The sequence below is a fragment of the Microcoleus sp. AT9b-C3 genome, from assembly GCF_036705485.1.
Taxonomy (GTDB): domain Bacteria; phylum Cyanobacteriota; class Cyanobacteriia; order Cyanobacteriales; family Microcoleaceae; genus Microcoleus.
Map to the genome: position 1 here is coordinate 43,637 of NZ_JAUBUR010000015.1, position 17,077 is coordinate 60,713.

Annotated in this window: 11 protein-coding genes; 2 read left to right on the plus strand and 9 right to left on the minus strand. The window is 44.3% G+C overall.

The window, feature by feature from the left end:
- Positions 1–3: 3 nt before the first annotated feature.
- Entirely contained in the window at positions 4–966 is a 963-nt protein-coding gene (locus QUB77_RS15425; protein ID WP_333174493.1) for a GTPase, read from the minus strand.
- Positions 967–1,216: 250 nt separating this feature from the next.
- On the opposite strand from QUB77_RS15425, the gene QUB77_RS15430 reads away from it, so the two are divergent.
- Positions 1,217–2,638 (plus strand): NB-ARC domain-containing protein, encoded by a 1,422-nt coding sequence (locus QUB77_RS15430; protein ID WP_333174492.1) that lies wholly within the window; start codon positions 1,217–1,219, stop codon positions 2,636–2,638.
- Positions 2,639–2,829: 191 nt separating this feature from the next.
- Positions 2,830–3,444: a 5-formyltetrahydrofolate cyclo-ligase gene (locus tag QUB77_RS15435; protein ID WP_333174490.1), complete on the plus strand. Its 615-nt coding sequence runs from the start codon at positions 2,830–2,832 to the stop codon at positions 3,442–3,444.
- A gap of 327 nt (positions 3,445–3,771) precedes the next feature.
- On the opposite strand, the gene QUB77_RS15440 is transcribed toward QUB77_RS15435, so the two are convergent.
- The 8 genes from QUB77_RS15440 to QUB77_RS15475 all read right to left on the minus strand — a co-directional run bounded on the left by QUB77_RS15440 (position 3,772) and on the right by QUB77_RS15475 (position 16,970).
- Positions 3,772–5,646 carry a two-component system response regulator gene (locus QUB77_RS15440; RefSeq protein WP_445251747.1) on the minus strand — a complete coding sequence of 625 codons (1,875 nt, stop codon included), beginning with the start codon at positions 5,644–5,646 and terminating at the stop codon, positions 3,772–3,774.
- 1 nt (position 5,647) lies between these two features.
- Positions 5,648–8,443 (minus strand): ATP-binding protein, encoded by a 2,796-nt coding sequence (locus QUB77_RS15445; protein WP_333174487.1) that lies wholly within the window; start codon positions 8,441–8,443, stop codon positions 5,648–5,650.
- Positions 8,444–9,511: 1,068 nt separating this feature from the next.
- Positions 9,512–10,096, minus strand: a complete 585-nt coding sequence (locus QUB77_RS15450; protein ID WP_333174484.1) for a Uma2 family endonuclease — start codon at positions 10,094–10,096, stop codon at positions 9,512–9,514.
- A gap of 85 nt (positions 10,097–10,181) precedes the next feature.
- Positions 10,182–11,378, minus strand: coding sequence for an LPS export ABC transporter periplasmic protein LptC (gene lptC, locus QUB77_RS15455; protein WP_333174481.1), 1,197 nt, complete (start codon positions 11,376–11,378; stop codon positions 10,182–10,184).
- Positions 11,379–11,546: 168 nt separating this feature from the next.
- Positions 11,547–12,152, minus strand: coding sequence for a LabA-like NYN domain-containing protein (locus QUB77_RS15460; RefSeq protein WP_006631885.1), 606 nt, complete (start codon positions 12,150–12,152; stop codon positions 11,547–11,549).
- A 105-nt stretch (positions 12,153–12,257) separates the two neighbouring features.
- Positions 12,258–13,850: a methionine--tRNA ligase gene (gene metG, locus QUB77_RS15465; protein WP_333174480.1), complete on the minus strand. Its 1,593-nt coding sequence runs from the start codon at positions 13,848–13,850 to the stop codon at positions 12,258–12,260.
- Positions 13,851–14,688: 838 nt separating this feature from the next.
- Positions 14,689–15,831, minus strand: a complete 1,143-nt coding sequence (hrcA, locus tag QUB77_RS15470) for a heat-inducible transcriptional repressor HrcA (RefSeq protein WP_445251749.1) — start codon at positions 15,829–15,831, stop codon at positions 14,689–14,691.
- A 269-nt stretch (positions 15,832–16,100) separates the two neighbouring features.
- Positions 16,101–16,970, minus strand: coding sequence for an alpha/beta hydrolase (locus tag QUB77_RS15475; protein WP_333174474.1), 870 nt, complete (start codon positions 16,968–16,970; stop codon positions 16,101–16,103).
- Positions 16,971–17,077: the final 107 nt, after the last annotated feature.

Here is a 17,077-nt window from a genome sequence, read left to right on the forward strand (position 1 = left end):
AGTTTACCAACGGAACAACCCACCTAAAAATCCTATTGCTGCACCAATTGCACCCCCGATACCAGCACCGACAGGCCCTGCTATAGAGCCAATTTTAGCCCCAACAGTTGCTCCCATCGCTGCAAGTCCTAGCACCTCAGAAGTCTTATTTGCGACTACTGCAGCCTGCCTCTCATTAAGCTCAATAGGTGTATATGTTGGGGCTGGCTCATAAATTTTTTCTATTATAACTTCTCTTTCCTTATCAGGTCGTTTGACTCGCTCTACAGTTGCCATGAAAAATGGTGCTGCACCTTTAGCAGAAATTCTTGCATATATCTGCGTATAAAGTTCACCTAACCATTTTTGTCCATCGGGAGTTCTCTCACTTTTGTTATCAACTGCAACTGACGGAACGTTATTTGCTATTCCAATGCCAGTGTATTTAGCGATCTCTTTCCGAATGAGTTCCGTCCTTTTCTCCAATGCAATCGGATAGTCTGAGGAATTCTTTGCACCTGCAAAAGTAAATATAATAACAGCTTGTTCCCAAATTTTTGAATTGAAAGCCTCAGAAATCAGTTTGATTCCTCGTTTTTCGTCATTAGTAACTCTTGTTTCATCTAAACGGCTGACAAACCACATAGAGTCAACATGGCTGACATCAGAACGCATCAGTTCTAAATATTCATAATCATTTCCTACTTCCTCAAGATCATCGCACAAGCCAGGAGTATCAATTATAGTGAAATTAATCCCATTGAGTTCATTCTCATACTTTTTAATATCCATGGTACAAGGTTCATAGTCACCGACTACAGCAATTGTTTTACCCATCAAACTATTTACAGTGCTTGACTTGCCAACTCCTGTACGACCAACCAATAGAAAAGTGAATTTTTTGCCCTGCGTTACTTGCAGTTTTTCCTTCAGAGTTTCTAACCAATTTCTTGCTTGCTCTTCATCATTGCTATTGAATACAGACATAGCTTGATTCTCCTATTTGACAAACGAAATAAACAACATAGTCTTCAATTGTCGCTATTAAATTACAGCCTTTAATTCCGTAAATACATCATATACAGAATTTTTCATTGTAGTCTATGATTAAATGTAATCAAATGTAATTAATGTTACACACTATCTCTATCGAAGAAAGTCACATTTTGTAATAGATATCATAAAATGTCATAAAAAGTTTGATACAATAAGCAAAACCACTACACCTACCCGACCAATGGACGTTCAAGAAGTCTTGAGATTTGCCGACGAAATGGTTTTCGCCAAAACAGGAGAACACTTGGACGATCTGCAAAAATCGATCCTGCTGGGTGTATGGGAAGGTCAAAAATACTCTCAAATCGCAGAAACATCATATTGTAGTGAAGGTCACGTCAGAAATATCGCCTCAAAATTATGGAAGCGTTTATCAAATGTATTAGGTGAAGAAGTAACTCAATCGAATTTACGCTCAGCACTTGAGAGGAGACAAGTATTCATTGTTTCACAAAATTTTGGTAATGATTTTGTATTTTGTAACGTCAATGTCAGTACAGATAGCCAATCTCCAGAAGTTACAAAAACCCGATCGCCCTCAACCCCCACCCCAGAAACATCCCAACCCCAAACCAGACTAGACTTAGCAGACGCACCTCATATTTCATCATTGTCCGATTCGCCTGATGGCGATAGCTTCGCTTCACGCACATCCGAACTCGCCACCCTCGAAAAATCGATCGTTCAAGACAAGTGCAACCTTGCAGCCATATTAGGAATAAGCGGCATCGGCAAAACCGCACTGTCCCTCCACCTCATCCAAAAAATTCAGCATAACTTTGAATGCGTCATCTGGCGAAGTCTCCGCCACTCCCCACCCTTAGAAACTACCCTAAAAAATCTCCTAGAATTTCTCTTAAATAAACCAGAAATTGAACTCCCTACCAGCATGGCCGATCGCCTTTCCCTATTAATGGAATATCTGCGAAAAAACCGCTGCCTCATTATCCTCGACGACGTGCAAACCATTCTCAGCAGCGGACAACTAGCAGGAAATTACCGCCCAGAATGCGAAAACTACAGCATCCTTTTCAGACAAATCGGAGAAACAACCCACAACAGTTGCTTAATCCTCAACAGTTGGGAACCACCCAGAGAAATTACCGCCTTAAAAGGAGAAAATTCACCCGTTCGTAGCTTACAACTCAAAGGCATAGGTACAGCAGCAGCCGAAATTTTCCGCCAAAAAAGTTTACTCAATCCCGAAACATGGGAAAACTTAATTAACACCTACCGAGGCAATCCATTGTGGTTGAAAATAGTCGCCACCACGATTAAAGAAATATTCCGAGGTAGGGTTGCAGAATTTTTAAAATATGATAGGCTATTCTTAGGTGAAGAATTGACAGCAACCTTGTACCCCCAGATAAATCGTTTGTCAGAATTAGAGAAAAAGCTAATCTGCCGCCTCAGCCGCGAAGCAAATTCAGTTTCAATAGAGCAATTGCTACAAAATGCCGATTTATCGCCCTCGGAGTTATTCGACGGGCTGCAATCTTTGGGGAGGCGATCGTTAATTGAAATAGAAGAACAGGAGAATGAAACGCTATTCAGTATTTGTCCTGTGGTGAGACAATATGTGCTCTCAAATCCAGTTGGTTGATACTTTCCGACAGTCCGACATTCCGGCATGGGTTTCAACCCCTGCCTCAAAGCTAAAGTCGGTTAAAACCGACTACAGAATGTGATGAAAATGCAATTAATTGTAGTCTTATTTTAGAGGACTTTCGCTGTGAGACAGGGGTTGAAAACCCCTATCGAACTGGAACTAAAACGAGAGATGCGATCGCAAATATGAATACTGCTGAACCTTCATTAACTAAAACTGAATTAAGAAAATCGCTCCTGAACACCCGCAAATCCCTATCAGCACAAGAATGGAGACAAAAGAGCGCAAGCATCTGCAACCACCTGCAAAACTCCCCCGCATTCGCCCAAGCAAAAACAATCCTTGCCTACTTTAGCTTTCGCCAAGAGCCCGATTTAAGTCCCCTATTTCTAACTCCCCGCAAATGGGGATTTCCCCGCTGTGTCGGCAAAGACTTATCCTGGCACATCTGGCAGCCCGGAGATGCTTTACATACTGGAGCTTATGGCATACTCGAACCCCTGCCGGATGCTCCTAAAATAGATTACTCAGAAGTAGATTTAATCCTCGTACCCGCTGTAGGCTGCGATGTTCGCGGCTATCGGTTGGGCTACGGCGGCGGCTATTACGACAGAATGCTCAGTTTAGCTGAGTGGGAATCAAAAATTACGATCGCCACAATCTTTGAATTTGCCTTGCTGGCCCAACTACCCGTTGACTCCTGGGACAAACCGCTGCACGGAATTTGCACAGAGAGCGATTTGACAATCGTACAGCAAAAATCAAAAAGGTCGATCGACAAATTAATGTTCGGTAATTAAGTCTATAAGAGTTATGGATTTATCTCGTTGTTATCCAGATTTGAATCTAGTCGTTTGAGAGAATTCAATCATATCCAGAAACCGAGGTTTGAACTGGGACTCAAACCCACATTTCGCAGGTCCTTAAACCCACATTCCGCACCATGAACTGTCACCAAAAGGTACACCTACTAACTGTAGCAGTTTTTTAGGAAATATGTATAAGGATAGTAGGCTTTTGGGTTTTTCCCACAATAGATTCATAAAATTTATTGCGGCAAAACTAGATGTGAGGCCAGCTTACTACCCCTACTTTTAAGCCTAATAGTTCGGTTGCCTTCAAGCTGTCTAGAGGCTTAGAAATTCGGTTGCCTTCAAGCTGTCTACAGGCTTAGAAAATAAATATCCTTGCCCCAACTCACACCCCAACTCTCGCAGTTTCTGTAGCTGTGTTGGCGTTTCTATGCCTTCTGCCACGACATCCATACCTCGGCTGCGAGCCAGCGTCACAATTGTCTGGATAATTTCTACGCCACTGTTGTCTGATCCAATGCGGCTCACAAAAGAGCGGTCAATCTTTAATGTATCAATGGGAAACTCGTGTAAGCGGCTTAAAGAAGAGTAGCCCGTGCCAAAGTCATCGATACACAACATAAGGCCTAGAGCTTTTAGCTGCTTCAACATCTTTTCTTCCCTGGATACTGTTTCTAAAATGCAGCTTTCAGTAATCTCAAGTTTTAGACAGTAGCTGGGAAAGCCAGTCTGCTGCAAAATCTCCTCAATTCGATTGAGTAGGTTGACTTGCTTTAGCTGCACGGGGGAAAGATTGACATTAATCGCCAAGGGAGGTGTTTGGGGAAACTGTTGCTGCCAAATACTAATCTGGTGACAAGCTTCCTGCAAAACCCACCACCCCAGTTCATTGATCAAACCAGTTTCTTCAGCCACAGGGATAAACTCGGCAGGCGGGTAGATCGTGCCAGATGGGTGATGCCAGCGCACCAAAGCTTCAAAGCCACTCAGTTGCCCCGTAGAAAGGGAGACAATGGGCTGGTAGTGAAGGCAAAATTCTTGTAGCGCGATCGCCCTTCTCAAGTCGTTTTCCAACTGCAAGCGCGTCATTGCAACAGTTTGCATCGCTGGATCAAAAACTTCGTAACGCCCTCTGCCTTGAGCTTTAGCATAATACATGGCGATATCCGCATCTCTGAGCACGTCTTCTGGGCGATCGTAACCCATTGTGCTAACGATAATTCCAATGCTGATCTCGGTAAATACTTCATAATCATTCAAAGTAAACGGCTGCCTTAATTGATTTTGGATACGTTCAGCCACCCTGTTTGGTTCATCAATATCTTTAATATATTCCAGCAATATCACAAATTCATCTCCTCCAAACCGCGCAACTGCATCTGTATGGCGTAAACAAACTTGCAGTTGACGAGCAACGCTTTTTAGTAATTCATCCCCTACCAAATGTCCGAGGCTATCATTCACTACTTTAAAGCGATCGAGGTCAATAAATAGCACCGCATATAGATAATCTTCACATCTGTACGACAAGTCAATCGCCTGTTGCAGCCGATTCATAAACCAAGCGCGGTTAGGCAAACCCGTTAGCGCGTCGTGAAAAGCATCATGTCCTAATTTTTCTTCTCTTTCCAACAACTGAACTTGAGCCTGTTGAAGCTCATTGTAGGCTTGTCTAAGTTCAGCCGTTTGAGAAGCCACCCGTTCCTCTAACTCAGAAGTGAGTTTCTGCAAGGCCGCTTCCGCCTCTTTTCGCGCTTCAATTTCCTCTTTGAGAAGCACATTTTGCTCTTCCAGCGTCTTGGTCAAATTTCGCAGTCTCAGGTGTAGTTGCACGCGGGCTAGGACTTCCTCTTGCTGAAAGGGTTTGGTAATATAATCTACTGCCCCCATTAACAGACCTTTAACCTTATCCACGCGATCGGTAAGAGAGGTCATAAAAATCACAGGGATATCTTTCGTTGCCACCGATGCTTTTAAGCGGTAGCAGGTTTCAAACCCATCTATCCCCGGCATCATCACATCTAACAATATGATATTTGGCGAAACTTCTTGTAATTTCTCAATAGCACTTTCCCCATCCTTCGCCACCAAAACCTTGAATCCTGACTCCTTCAAAAAATCGAACAAAAGTTTGAGGTTATTCGGGTTATCGTCAACAATTAAAATTACATTATCGTTTTGTTTAATCATTTTATTCCCCCCAATGTCTTTTTACAAAAGCTAGTAGTTCTTTTTCTTCAAAATTTTTCGCAAATTGCAATATTTTATTAGCAAAGGGTAGATAGTTGCCGTCTATCTGCTTTAGTCGATTGGCTTCCTGCTCAACAACTTCAATATCGCCGATCCGAGCCGCATTAAACAGCGCTACCAGCTCTGTTGATGGTGGTATCACAAGCTCACCACTCGGAACATTTAACAAATTAGTGAAACCTTCCCGCTGTTCGTTCTCTAAATCAGCAGGTTGGTCGTAAATCCATTCGAGTTGCAAGTAATTTTTTAATACTTCCAGCAATTCGTCTACGTCGATCGGCTTTGACAGGAACTCGTTACAACCTGCTTCGTGGCTATTTTGCCGATCGAAGTTAAATACGCTGGCGCTGGATGCTATCAATATGACATCTTTAAATTCTGGTGATTGTCGCAAGCGTCGCGACATTTCAAATCCATCCATTACTGGCATCACTAAGTCTGTGATAATCAGATCGGGGTAAAACTCAGCAGCTTTAGCTAAACCCTCTGTTCCATTACAAGCTTCCATGATTTGAAAACCTAGTGGTTCTAAAAGATTTATCAGAAAACCTCGATTTTCAAATCGATCATCTACTAAAAGAATTTTATTTTTATTTCCTTTGAAGCCTTTTAAATGGAGAGAATTATTAATCGAAGTTTGTTCAATATATTCAGATGATTCAGTCAACTCTAAATCGAGATAAAAAATGCTGCCTTGACCGAGAATACTTTCGACTTTTATTTCCCCTCCCATCATTTGAACAATTTTCTGTGCGATCGCTAATCCTAACCCAGTGCCTTCTGCCTTCTGCTGGCTATTGCCGACTTGTTCAAACGGTAAAAATATTTTTTCTAACTGTTCTGGTGTCATCCCCACTCCAGTATCTTGGATATGGAAACGAATTTTAGTCAGGGGTGATTGGTCCGAGTCTTCCCCCTCACCAATTACGCCTACCTTAAAAATAACCCCACCTTTTTCTGTAAATTTAATCGCATTACCCAAAAGGTTAATTAAAACTTGGCGCAGTCGTTTTTCATCAGCATTGACAGCGTTAGGAAGTTGATTTAATACTTGATAATTAAATGTAATTTCTTTTTGTTCTGCTCTGATGCGGCACATTTCCACAACCCCCATCAGAAAAGAAGAAAAATTAAAACTTGAAGTGTCAAGATCCATTTTACTGGCTTCAATTTTAGAAATATCTAAAATATCGTTAATCAGGGTGAGTAAGTGCGAACCACATTGGTGAATAATTTGGATAGCATCTTTTTGTTTAGGAGTGGTAGTTTTATCCCGTTCCATAATTTGAGCGTATCCTAGAATTCCGTTCAGGGGGGTGCGAAGTTCATGGCTCATGTTCGCGAGGAATTCGCTTTTGGCGTGATTAGCCGTATCAGCGGCAACTTTTGCCTCTTTTAATTCAAGTGTCCGTTCTTCTACTCGATTTTCTAGCTCTAAGTTGGTCTTTTCTAAAGCCGCAAAAGACTCGCGCAATTGCAGTGCCATTTGGTTAAAAGATTGAGCCAGACTTCCGAGTTCATCGATGCTATTGACCTCTACTTTTTGGTCTAATTCACCGTTAGCGATCGCTCTACTCGCTTTACTCAAACGAAAAATAGGATAGGTAATCCAGCGGGAGGCGAGGATTCCTAACAACGTCGCTAGCACTAACGCTAAAACGCAGAGTAGGATAGTGCTGCGGGTATTGGCATTGATTTGCTCCATAAAGTCGGCTTCTGGAACGACTACAACAATCAGCCAATCAAGACCTCGACCATCTTGGAAAGGGGATACTTGCACGAATTCCCGCTGACCATCTAGGATGAAGTCTAGTTGCTGGTTGCTATCAATTTCGGTGAAGTTACCAAAGCGCTCTATTAAATGCTGCGCTGTACCCTTGATCAAAGGTATGCTGCTTTCAATCGCTTTTAATCTTTGCGTCTTTTGGCTATTTTTGCTGATAAATGGCTTCTCGACGGTGGAAGAAGCCACGAGCAAGCCAGAGCGTTCTATAATGAAAGTCTTTCCCGATTTCCCAATTTTTAAAGTTTGGAGAAAATCGCCGATTTGTGAGAGAAACAGATCGGTACTTACGACTCCTATAAAACTACCTTTTTTGTCGTAAACAGGTTGGCTAGCAGAGATTCCGAGGCTAGGTTGAATATAATATTGATAAATTTTATTCCATTGGGGTTTGCCTGCAACTTTTGCGGCTTTATACCAGGGTCGGATGCGGGGATCGTAGTCTGGGTGGATTTCCTTAAACTGAGTCGGGTTCCCCTCTTGATCTGCCCTGATGATCGTATTAATGAAATTAGTAGATCGATCAGTTATTTCAATAACAACACTGCCATCATCCTTATATCCAGCACCCGCATATTCTTTTCTTTCACCTCCAAAACTGATGTAACTAACGGTGGAAAATTGCTTGAGTTGCCAGAAGAAGTAACTTCTCATAGAACTCATATTGCCGGGATTCCACAACCCAAAGCGGCGAATGGCATCGACGCTGATGGCATTGACCAAATGGGGCGTTTCCAAGTAAGTGTTTAATTGTTGATTGATGCGGGCGACTACCTCGGTTCGTAATTGGCTAGTAACGTTGTTGACGGCAGTTTTGCCGTTGCGTAGCGATAGCCAACCTGTCAGTCCCACAGCGGCAAAGATTTGCAGGACGAATGGTACGACTAACACAAGGCGCAGCGGGATTTTTTGAGAGCTTTTTGCCAGTTCATTCTCACTTGCGATTACTGTCATGGCGGAGTCATTGTAGTATTATTTGGATTATTTCAATAACAACAGTCGCTCACCCTTGGTCATTTAAAGTCAGCTCTAGGGAAATTCTTGATTCCCTCTTTCTTGAACGCCAATTGGTTTAATGATATCTTATTGTTGAATAACCGGGTTCAAAGGAGTGGCTAATACTGATACATTTTGCACATTTATGAAAAAAAAATAGCTCTCCCATTTGAGACAAAATCTCCATAAATATCAAATGCTATATTTGCTTGGGTTGCAGTGTAAGCCTACCTACAGATTTCATGAATATTGAGTACACCTTCATTCACTTGTAGCTCTTGACCTCAATACTAATTGATCTAAGCATACAACTATAGTCAGGACTTACGAACTATAGGGTCTGAAGCCCAGCTTCCCCGTGCTGCCCTAAAAAAGGGGGAACTTGAAAGCCCTCTTGGAAAAAGGGTTTGGGGGTTCTATGCGTAAGTCTTAAGCTTACGCAAGCTAAATTGCGCTTTTTTTTTCAAGGGGCTCTCTGGCTTCTCTCACAAGGATTCTCAAATAGAGGAAATGGGAACTTAGATGCACAATAACTTAATAGTCGATCGTGCATAGTGCCTCAATCAACCCTAAACTCAACAGTTTGACGGGTGACAAGCAGGTTAAAAGCAAAGCTGCGTCAAGGTTTTGAGTTGAGTGACCAAGGGAAAATATCTTCGCGGGCGTGAGTCAATAAAAGAGAGTGGCCAGAGCCCTTGAATCAGGTTCAAGGCGAGCTTAAATGATCTTATGAGTCAATAAGCCTGTCAATAGTCCCCTATCTTTTTTGATGCTCAGGGGCTTTAATGCTTTTACCATAGAGGTTTCACAGGCGTTGTCACCCCGCTAAGTATTTTTACTTATTACTGTCTCGGACGATCGACTTCAATCAGCTCTTGCAGTGTACGCTGCCCGTTGGGGGGTGCGGAATGTGGGTTAATTATTCACAATAAAACTGGTTTGTAGTAACAACTTTACTCCTTAGTAACTAAATGCTTTAAGACAGGGCCGAAGTCATTATTACAAACTTAATTTCACCATCAAATTCTATTGAATAGCTTTCCTAAATTCCCGCATTGCCTGAAGGTGATTTTCAATATTGATACACCGCGCCAATAATACAATATCTAACTCTGGCAGAACTTGAGAGCGATCGACCTCTGCATATCCATCATCCCCCAACGAATACATACGAAGTGCGCCATTTTCCCAAAACCAAACTTCTGGAATTTCGAGGCGTTTGTAAGCTTCCAACTTGTTAATACCGCCGCTAGTCACCACCACTTCCACCGCCAAATCAGGAAATTCTCGATTAGCTCCCAATTTATAGGATTTATCAGCTTCTCGCTTCACCAACCCCGATGGACTTTCCAGCGTCATCGAACCAGTAGGCTGATAATCAATTCCCATTTGAAGCAGATAAATATCTAGTAGAGAACCAATTCGTTCTTTAATCGTTTCATGTTTTTCTCCAGGCATACGTCTAATCTCCAGTACCCCATCTAAAAACGATAATCTCACCCCTGGGCGTGAGAGCAACTGTTCAACCACTTTAAACTCTCTCCAACTCAGATCGTCAATTAAGATAGGTTCATCGAGCCTTTCTAAAGTTGTTTCTAAAGTTGTTGTCATCCCAACCCCTCCTTACTCAATCCAATCTTAATTATATCTATGTTCATCAGCGCTCATCTGCCGACATCTGCGGTTGCAATCCCATCTACTGTCCCAAAGTTTCCTTGTACTCGTCCGGTACAAATTCCGTAACCACTTGGCCACCGCCACCGTCGCCTTTGACAATCACAGTTTGATTTTTCAACTCTCCCGCCGCCCTCGGTCCAGTCAAATTGAACACCGGATTTAGCTGCTTGTAAACCACATTTCCTTCTGCATCAAAAGTCTGATTAGTTAAATACCACGTTACGCGATCGGTATTTAATTGAGCTTGACGTTTTTCCCCAATTCCTACCACATTTCCCGTCAAATAAAAAACTTTTTTCTCTAAATCTCCCCGCCCCGTATCCCCAGTCATCGTCACCTTTTCCACGCGGTGCAAAACCTTCACAGGCCCCGGCGATACCACCGATTGCGCGGGAAAATTCCAACTCATCAAACTGCTTTCTATTTGTAGCGGCGGGTCTGATGGCATCAACTGAGCGTTTTGCGTTAGCGTCGCAATCTTGGTTTTTAAGTCTACATCTACTTTGTCGGCAAAACCGCTATCTGTTACTATTTTATCTTTGTATCTGTCAATTTGAGTCGGTTGGTCGCTATTTACCTTTTGTTGATCCACAAACCACACTAAGTGCTCGGTTCGCAATTGCAAAATCGGATCTTTAACATTTGCCACCACAGAACCGAATAACTCCATCCTCTTAGCCCTGCTGAAAACCCGCGCTTCCTTCGCTGAAGCCGTCACCTGTTTGTTCTCTCCGGTCAAATTGTTGCGGACAACTAAAACATCTTCCTTCGGCCGCCACTCCAACTCATTTCCCCGCAATACCACTCCATTTTTCAAGTCTGTAGCGACTATGTTGCCTTTGAGAAAAATTTGATTTCCTTCCTGAAATACCTGCCCGGTTTCTCCCTGAATGTCGTAAATTTCTTTGCCGTCCTGAAACAATTTGCCCACAGGTTTCTGAACGTTAACTATCTTTTTATCTTTGCTGTAAACGGCATTTTGCGAGTTTACTTTCCAGAAAGTTTCGCCTTTTTCGTTTGCTTGTTCTAGAGTTACTTTGTTTAAAGTTAAAGTGCTGTTTGACTGTTGAGCAGTTTGGAGATCCTCAGCTAATTTATTCTTTTGAGTCTCTTGCGGAACCGCACAAGACTCAATCCCCAACATCAGTGCTGCTAAAAATAGCAGCCTCAATTTTGGGGAGTTGAGATTGGGAATTGGGGATGTGAGATTAATCATGGGAATTGGTAATCGGTAATTGGTAATTGATAATTTGGTATTAAAAAACACTTAATCAAAAATTAAAAATGTCTCATGCTTTGTCTAAATTTTTAACTTCTAATTCTCCAGAATTCAACCCATTAACCATCACCTATTAACCGTTACCAATTACCCATTACCAAATCCCTATCTGTCGTCGTGTTCCTCCATCAAGCTCAGACCCGACAAAGGGCGGTAAGCGTAATTAGGGCGCGATGTTTTTTGGATATCGTCCTTAATCATTTCCAAATCGATATAGCGATCGGCTACATTAATCAAACTGTCGCTCGTCATCGATCGCAAACTCACCACCTCAACCCGCACACCGCGATAGCTCACAGCGTCTACAGCATAAGCCAAATCGCCGTCACCGCTCACCAGTACCGCCGTGTCGTAAGACCCCACTAAAGCCATCATATCCACAGCGATTTCTACATCCAAATTCGCCTTCTTAGAACCATCTGGCAACTGTACCAAATCCTTAGAAATCACGCGGTAGCCGTTGCGGCGCATCCACAGCAAAAACCCCTGCTGTTTCTCGTTAGTGCGATCGACACCCGTGTAGAAAAAAGAGCGCAGCAGCCGCGAACCCGCAGTTAAACGGCACAGCAGCTTAGTGTAATCAATCTCAATTCCTAACTGCAAAGCCGCGTAAAAAAGGTTAGAACCGTCAATAAAAATTGCTACTCGACCGCGATTTTCTAGAACCTGTTCCGGCGTAAAAAGATCGTTGCTTTCTATTCTATTCAACATGATTGTTATGCCTCAATTTTTATGAAAGATTGGTAAGGAAATAACTGCTAATTCGTAGTCTGTCATCACACCCACAGCGCTGGCTGCCAACTATGAAGGTACTGTTTACAGCAGTTCGAGCCGCTTAAAAACAGGTTGGGGTTCCCCCAGAGTTTGGTTTGCCGGCAAAGCGCCCCAGGCAGCATGAGCTGCAAAATTCGCTAAACTGTTAACTGTAACTCGATCGTTAAAGTCAATTGAAAAACCTAGCTGATGATAGATAGCGTTGCTGATATTGGGAATAATCGGCGATAAAAGGTAAGATGCTAGTCTAACAGATTCCAGAACAGAATATAGCACTTGTGCGACACTTTCGATCTGTCCCTGCTTGTACAAACTCCAAGGTGCTTGCACGTCAATAAACTTGTTCCCGGCTCGAACTAATGCAAGCACGGCTTCGGAAGCCTTGCTAAAAGCCAAGTCTTCGTAAAAACCCGCTACTTGGTCGCCCAAATCCAGGCTCATAGCCTTGAGAAGGTTGTCGCCCTCAATGTTTTCTCCCAACACATTTGGTACGCAGCCACCACAATATTTGCGAGCCATGTTTAAGGTACGATTAAGCAAATTTCCCAAATCATTTGCTAGCTCAGCATTCAATATATTGATAAACCGAGTTTCGTTAAAATCGCCGTCCTCTCCGAACTCAATTTCTTTGAGGAAATAGTAACGTACTGCATCAGCGCCGTATTTGTTGACCAATTCGACAGGGTTTAAAGTATTACCCTCCGTTTTCCCCATTTTTTTGCCGTCTTTGGTCAAAAACCCGTGTGCGAAAACGCGACCCGGCACCAGTAGATTTGCTGACATCAGCATTGCCGGCCAGTAAACAGCGTGGAAGCGAAGAATATCTTTGCCGATCAAGTGCAAGTCAACCGGCCACCATTTAGATAAAGCATTCTCCAACATCGGGTCGCTCTCCGGATCTAGCAAAGCGGTGACGTATCCCAGCAAAGCGTCAAACCAAACGTAGATGCTGTGACTGGGGTCAACTGGCAGTGGCAGACCCCATTCGAGATTCACTCTAGAAATCGAAAAGTCTTGCAGTCCAGAGTTGACGAAACTGAGCACTTCGTTGCGTCGGCTTTCCGGCGCGATGAAGTGGGGACGTTCTGCGTACAATGCCAGCAGTTGGTCTTGATACCGCGACAGGCGGAAAAAGTAATTTTCCTCGTCGCGCCATTCAACTTCCTTGCTGGTGTGGACGGAGCACCGATTTCCCGGCAACAATTCCCGTTCATCCTTAAATTCTTCACAGGAGACGCAGTACCAGCCTTGTTGCTGGTTCAAGTAGATGTCGCCGGAGTTCCAGACGCGCTGGAAAAATTCTTTGACAATGTACTCGTGGCGTCTCGAAGTTGTGCGGATGAAGCGATCGTACTGGATGTCGAGTTGCTCCCACAGCGCCTCAAACGCCGGAACCACTGAATCGCAGTGAGCTTGGGGCGATCGTCCCAAACTCTCGGCTGTCCGCTGAATTTTCTGCCCGTGTTCGTCCGTCCCTGTCACCAGCAAAACAGATTTGCCCCGCAGCCGCTCAAATCGGGCTAGGGCATCCGCAGCCATAGTCGTGTAAGCGCTGCCAACGTGAGGTAAATCGTTTACATAATACAGAGGCGTTGTTATCGCAAAGGTATTCTTAGTTTTATCAGTCGATTTCATTGAATGCTAAAAGAAAATTCCCTAAATTTCGTTTCGATCTTAACTCAGCGGTTAAATTTTTTTTGGAGTGGCAATCAAGCCAAATTCACTGCAAGTTATTTGCAATTCTCTAACCCGGGCTATTCCCAAAAGAAATATTGCTTTCATCTCCACACTAATCTTTTTTAGTTGTTTTTGACGAACTCTCTAAAATGTCTTAATATTTTGACATTCTGCTGCCTTGGGAATCGACGCTCCCAGGGTACGCGCCTCATCTATTCATTGGTCGTAGCCGCTATCCCTAGAGCGGGTTTAGCACCCCACCCGGTTGCCAACAAAACTCGTCAGTTGGGCTGCTAAACCCGCCGTTCGACTAACGCTCCGCGACCACTTTCTGTGAATGCCCGATCGCTCACCATCGCCATCTCTTTCTCGCGATCGCTGGAAAGTCGATCGCCCGTAACTCCTGGCACTTTCCGAGCCGCTAATGGACGCAGAAACCGGGTTGTTTACAAAACTCTCTTGTCAAGCGCGAAGCTTTAGTTTCTTACCTCAAAAATAGTATAAAATCCACATTCCGCACCCTCAACTCTCACTATCGGTTTTTACTTATTTTGATCGAGCACTAAAACTATAAACTATACTATAATACCGTACATTAACGGATAAAAAACTTTTTAAAGGCATAATTTATCACTTTAAAAATATAGTTTTCTGCGTAATTATACTGTGTGACACCCCAGGATGCCGAATGTGGGATAAAAGCCTAGGTTTTTTGTCACAAAGCCCCCTTTTTAAAGGTTGCGAGTACGTCTACAGACAATAAAACCCCAAGCCAGTTAAGCTTGGGGCTATCAAATTAGGGTGCATCTAACAAGGGATGATCCGATCGCCCTCGATCGCCATCAGGAAAACCCACTCGATTTCCGCCAATAGCTTCTGACAAATAGTCGGCTGCTGCTTCCACAACCGCGATCGCATTTTCGTAAACCATCCGCGTCGGCCCCAAAACCCCAACACTACCCACCGGCACCGATCCCCGGCGGTAAGTGGAAGAAATCAGAGTACAGCCACGAATTGGTTCTAAGGAATTTTCCGAGCCAATACGCACCGTTACCCGCTTCCCTGGCGTGTCCAACTCAGGCGATTCAAAAATCAAAGGCCAAAGCAGTTCTTGCTCTTGTTCGAGCAATTGCACCAGGGTTTGAACTTGCTGCAACTGCGAAAACTCAGGCAAGCGCAGCGCTTCTGCCAAACCGCCGATCAGAATCCGCGTGTAGGTTGGATTGCTTTGGCGGCTGCTCAAAGCAGTCAGCATTGTTTCCATCCACTCAGCGTACAGCTCAAAGTCCCGGTCTAACTCGCTCCAGTCTACAGCCGAGAGTTCCAAGAGCGATCGTCCCCGCAACTTGCTGTTCAAAAAATTCGACAAAATCTGCAATTGGCGATCGACGATTTCAACATCAGGCGTGTTACCTTCTGCGTCCCTCGGCAACTGCACCAAAACCGACTGAGTTTCGTAGGCATCCGTCACCACGATCAGCATCACCTTTCCCGGCTCTAGCTGCACCAGTTGCAAGTGGCGCAAGCAAGCCATATTGGTTTGCGGTATGGTGATCATTGCTATGTAACCGCTGATAGTTGCCAGGATTTGAGCAGCGCCACGGAGTGCCGCGTCCATGCGACCATCCGACCAATTGAGCTGGTCTAGTACCTGTTCCACCTTGCGGGCCAGCGTATCAGACGGCTGAATCAACTGGTCTACATAAATTCGGTAGCCGGAGTCAGAGGGGACTCGTCCTGCCGAAGTGTGGGGCTGATAAAGCAGTCCAGCTTTTTCAAGAGTCCCCATCGCATTGCGAATTGTAGCTGGGCTGACGCTGAGGTTGAATTCGTCAGCCAAAGCTTTTGAGCCAACGGGTTCCGCTGTAGCTATATAGTGGCGAACCGTTGCCCAAAGGATGTGTTGTTGCCGATCGGTGAGGTTCACGCGCACAGATATTTAAGCAGAATTAGAATTTAGAGTTGAAAGCCACTATTTAATCAAAACGTCTGTCCCAAGAGGGCGATCGGGCAGACTTATCTATTTAACATAACAGATTTTAGATTAAGGAAGAAGTCAGTTGTTATTGGTTATTGGTTATTGGTTATTGGTTATTGGTTATTGGTTATTTGTAAGTTCTAATGCCCAATGCCCAATGCCCAATGCTTCGACTTCGCTCAGCACAAGTGCCCCATGCCCCATGCCCCATGCCCCATGCCCCATGCCCTCTAATCATGTTCTTTCAGAATATTTTGCAGATAACTAGCCACTGCATCCGGCTGTTCCACCATTGCCAAATGACCACAATCGGGAAGCTGAAGGACATTCTCGCCACAACCTTGGAACATCCAGTGAAAGCTAGCCAAATGCAGCACGTATTTTGGTTCCATAATTTTGTCTTTAGTACCGGCAATAAAATAAACAGGCTGCTTGAGTTGGGAGACAATTTGTGGCAAGAGGTGAATCTCCGCTTCTGTGGTGGAGTCCAACAAAGCCCCCAAAGCTGCCTCTGGATGAGCTCCCACGAAATCTATTAAGCGCTGCCGTCCCCAGGATCTGCCGATCGAGCGGGCTACAGAATCGCGGGCAAACACGAAATCTGCTAAGGGCAAGCGAGGCAGCCAGGCGGGACGCATTGTCACTAGCTGCTTGCCGACCGATCGAAACCGCTCGAATTCTTCCTTAAGATAGATGCCGCCTCCTGCATTGATGCAGACCACGCCTTTAACGCGATCGGACAATTTGCTGGCTCCCCATAGAGCGATCGTACCGCCCAGAGAGTGTCCCACCAGCCAAGCAGAAGATATATCGAGTTTTTCGAGTAAAAGTTCCAAATCGCGAGCGTAAGCTGCAGGAGTGTAACAGGAATTTAGCGGTTCGGAACATTGGCGATCGTCGCCGGAGTCCGATTGAGAATCGCCAAACCCCCGTAAATCATAGGTAAGGCACTGATAGTTTGATGCCAAGCGATCGGTCAAAGGTTGCCAGTAGTGGCGGCTTAACAGCCAGCCGTGGACAAATACCAGAACCGGGGAAGTTGCAGTCGGAGCCGTCAAATCGTAAGCGTGGCGAACCCCTAGGATGTCGATTGTTGCCATACTTTTATCCTACCCGCTCCATAAGACCTATGTAAACCTATGTATAGCCTTTCTCAGAAAGAGAGAGTAAGCCGAAACCCTTTGTTCTCAAGCTTTTTAAGTTGAAT

Bases quoted from the DNA above. Each gene is read 5' to 3' on its own strand.
- QUB77_RS15425 (WP_333174493.1), bottom strand. From the start codon at position 966: ATGTCTGTATTCAATAGCAATGATGAAGAGCAAGCAAGAAATTGGTTA.
- lptC (WP_333174481.1), bottom strand. From the start codon at position 11,378: ATGATTAATCTCACATCCCCAATTCCCAATCTCAACTCCCCAAAATTG.
- QUB77_RS15445 (WP_333174487.1), bottom strand. From the start codon at position 8,443: ATGACAGTAATCGCAAGTGAGAATGAACTGGCAAAAAGCTCTCAAAAA.
- QUB77_RS15475 (WP_333174474.1), bottom strand. From the start codon at position 16,970: ATGGCAACAATCGACATCCTAGGGGTTCGCCACGCTTACGATTTGACG.
- QUB77_RS15430 (WP_333174492.1), top strand. From the start codon at position 1,217: ATGGACGTTCAAGAAGTCTTGAGATTTGCCGACGAAATGGTTTTCGCC.
- QUB77_RS15440 (WP_445251747.1), bottom strand. From the start codon at position 5,646: ATGATTAAACAAAACGATAATGTAATTTTAATTGTTGACGATAACCCG.
- QUB77_RS15460 (WP_006631885.1), bottom strand. From the start codon at position 12,152: ATGTTGAATAGAATAGAAAGCAACGATCTTTTTACGCCGGAACAGGTT.
- metG (WP_333174480.1), bottom strand. From the start codon at position 13,850: ATGAAATCGACTGATAAAACTAAGAATACCTTTGCGATAACAACGCCT.
- QUB77_RS15450 (WP_333174484.1), bottom strand. From the start codon at position 10,096: ATGACAACAACTTTAGAAACAACTTTAGAAAGGCTCGATGAACCTATC.
- QUB77_RS15435 (WP_333174490.1), top strand. From the start codon at position 2,830: ATGAATACTGCTGAACCTTCATTAACTAAAACTGAATTAAGAAAATCG.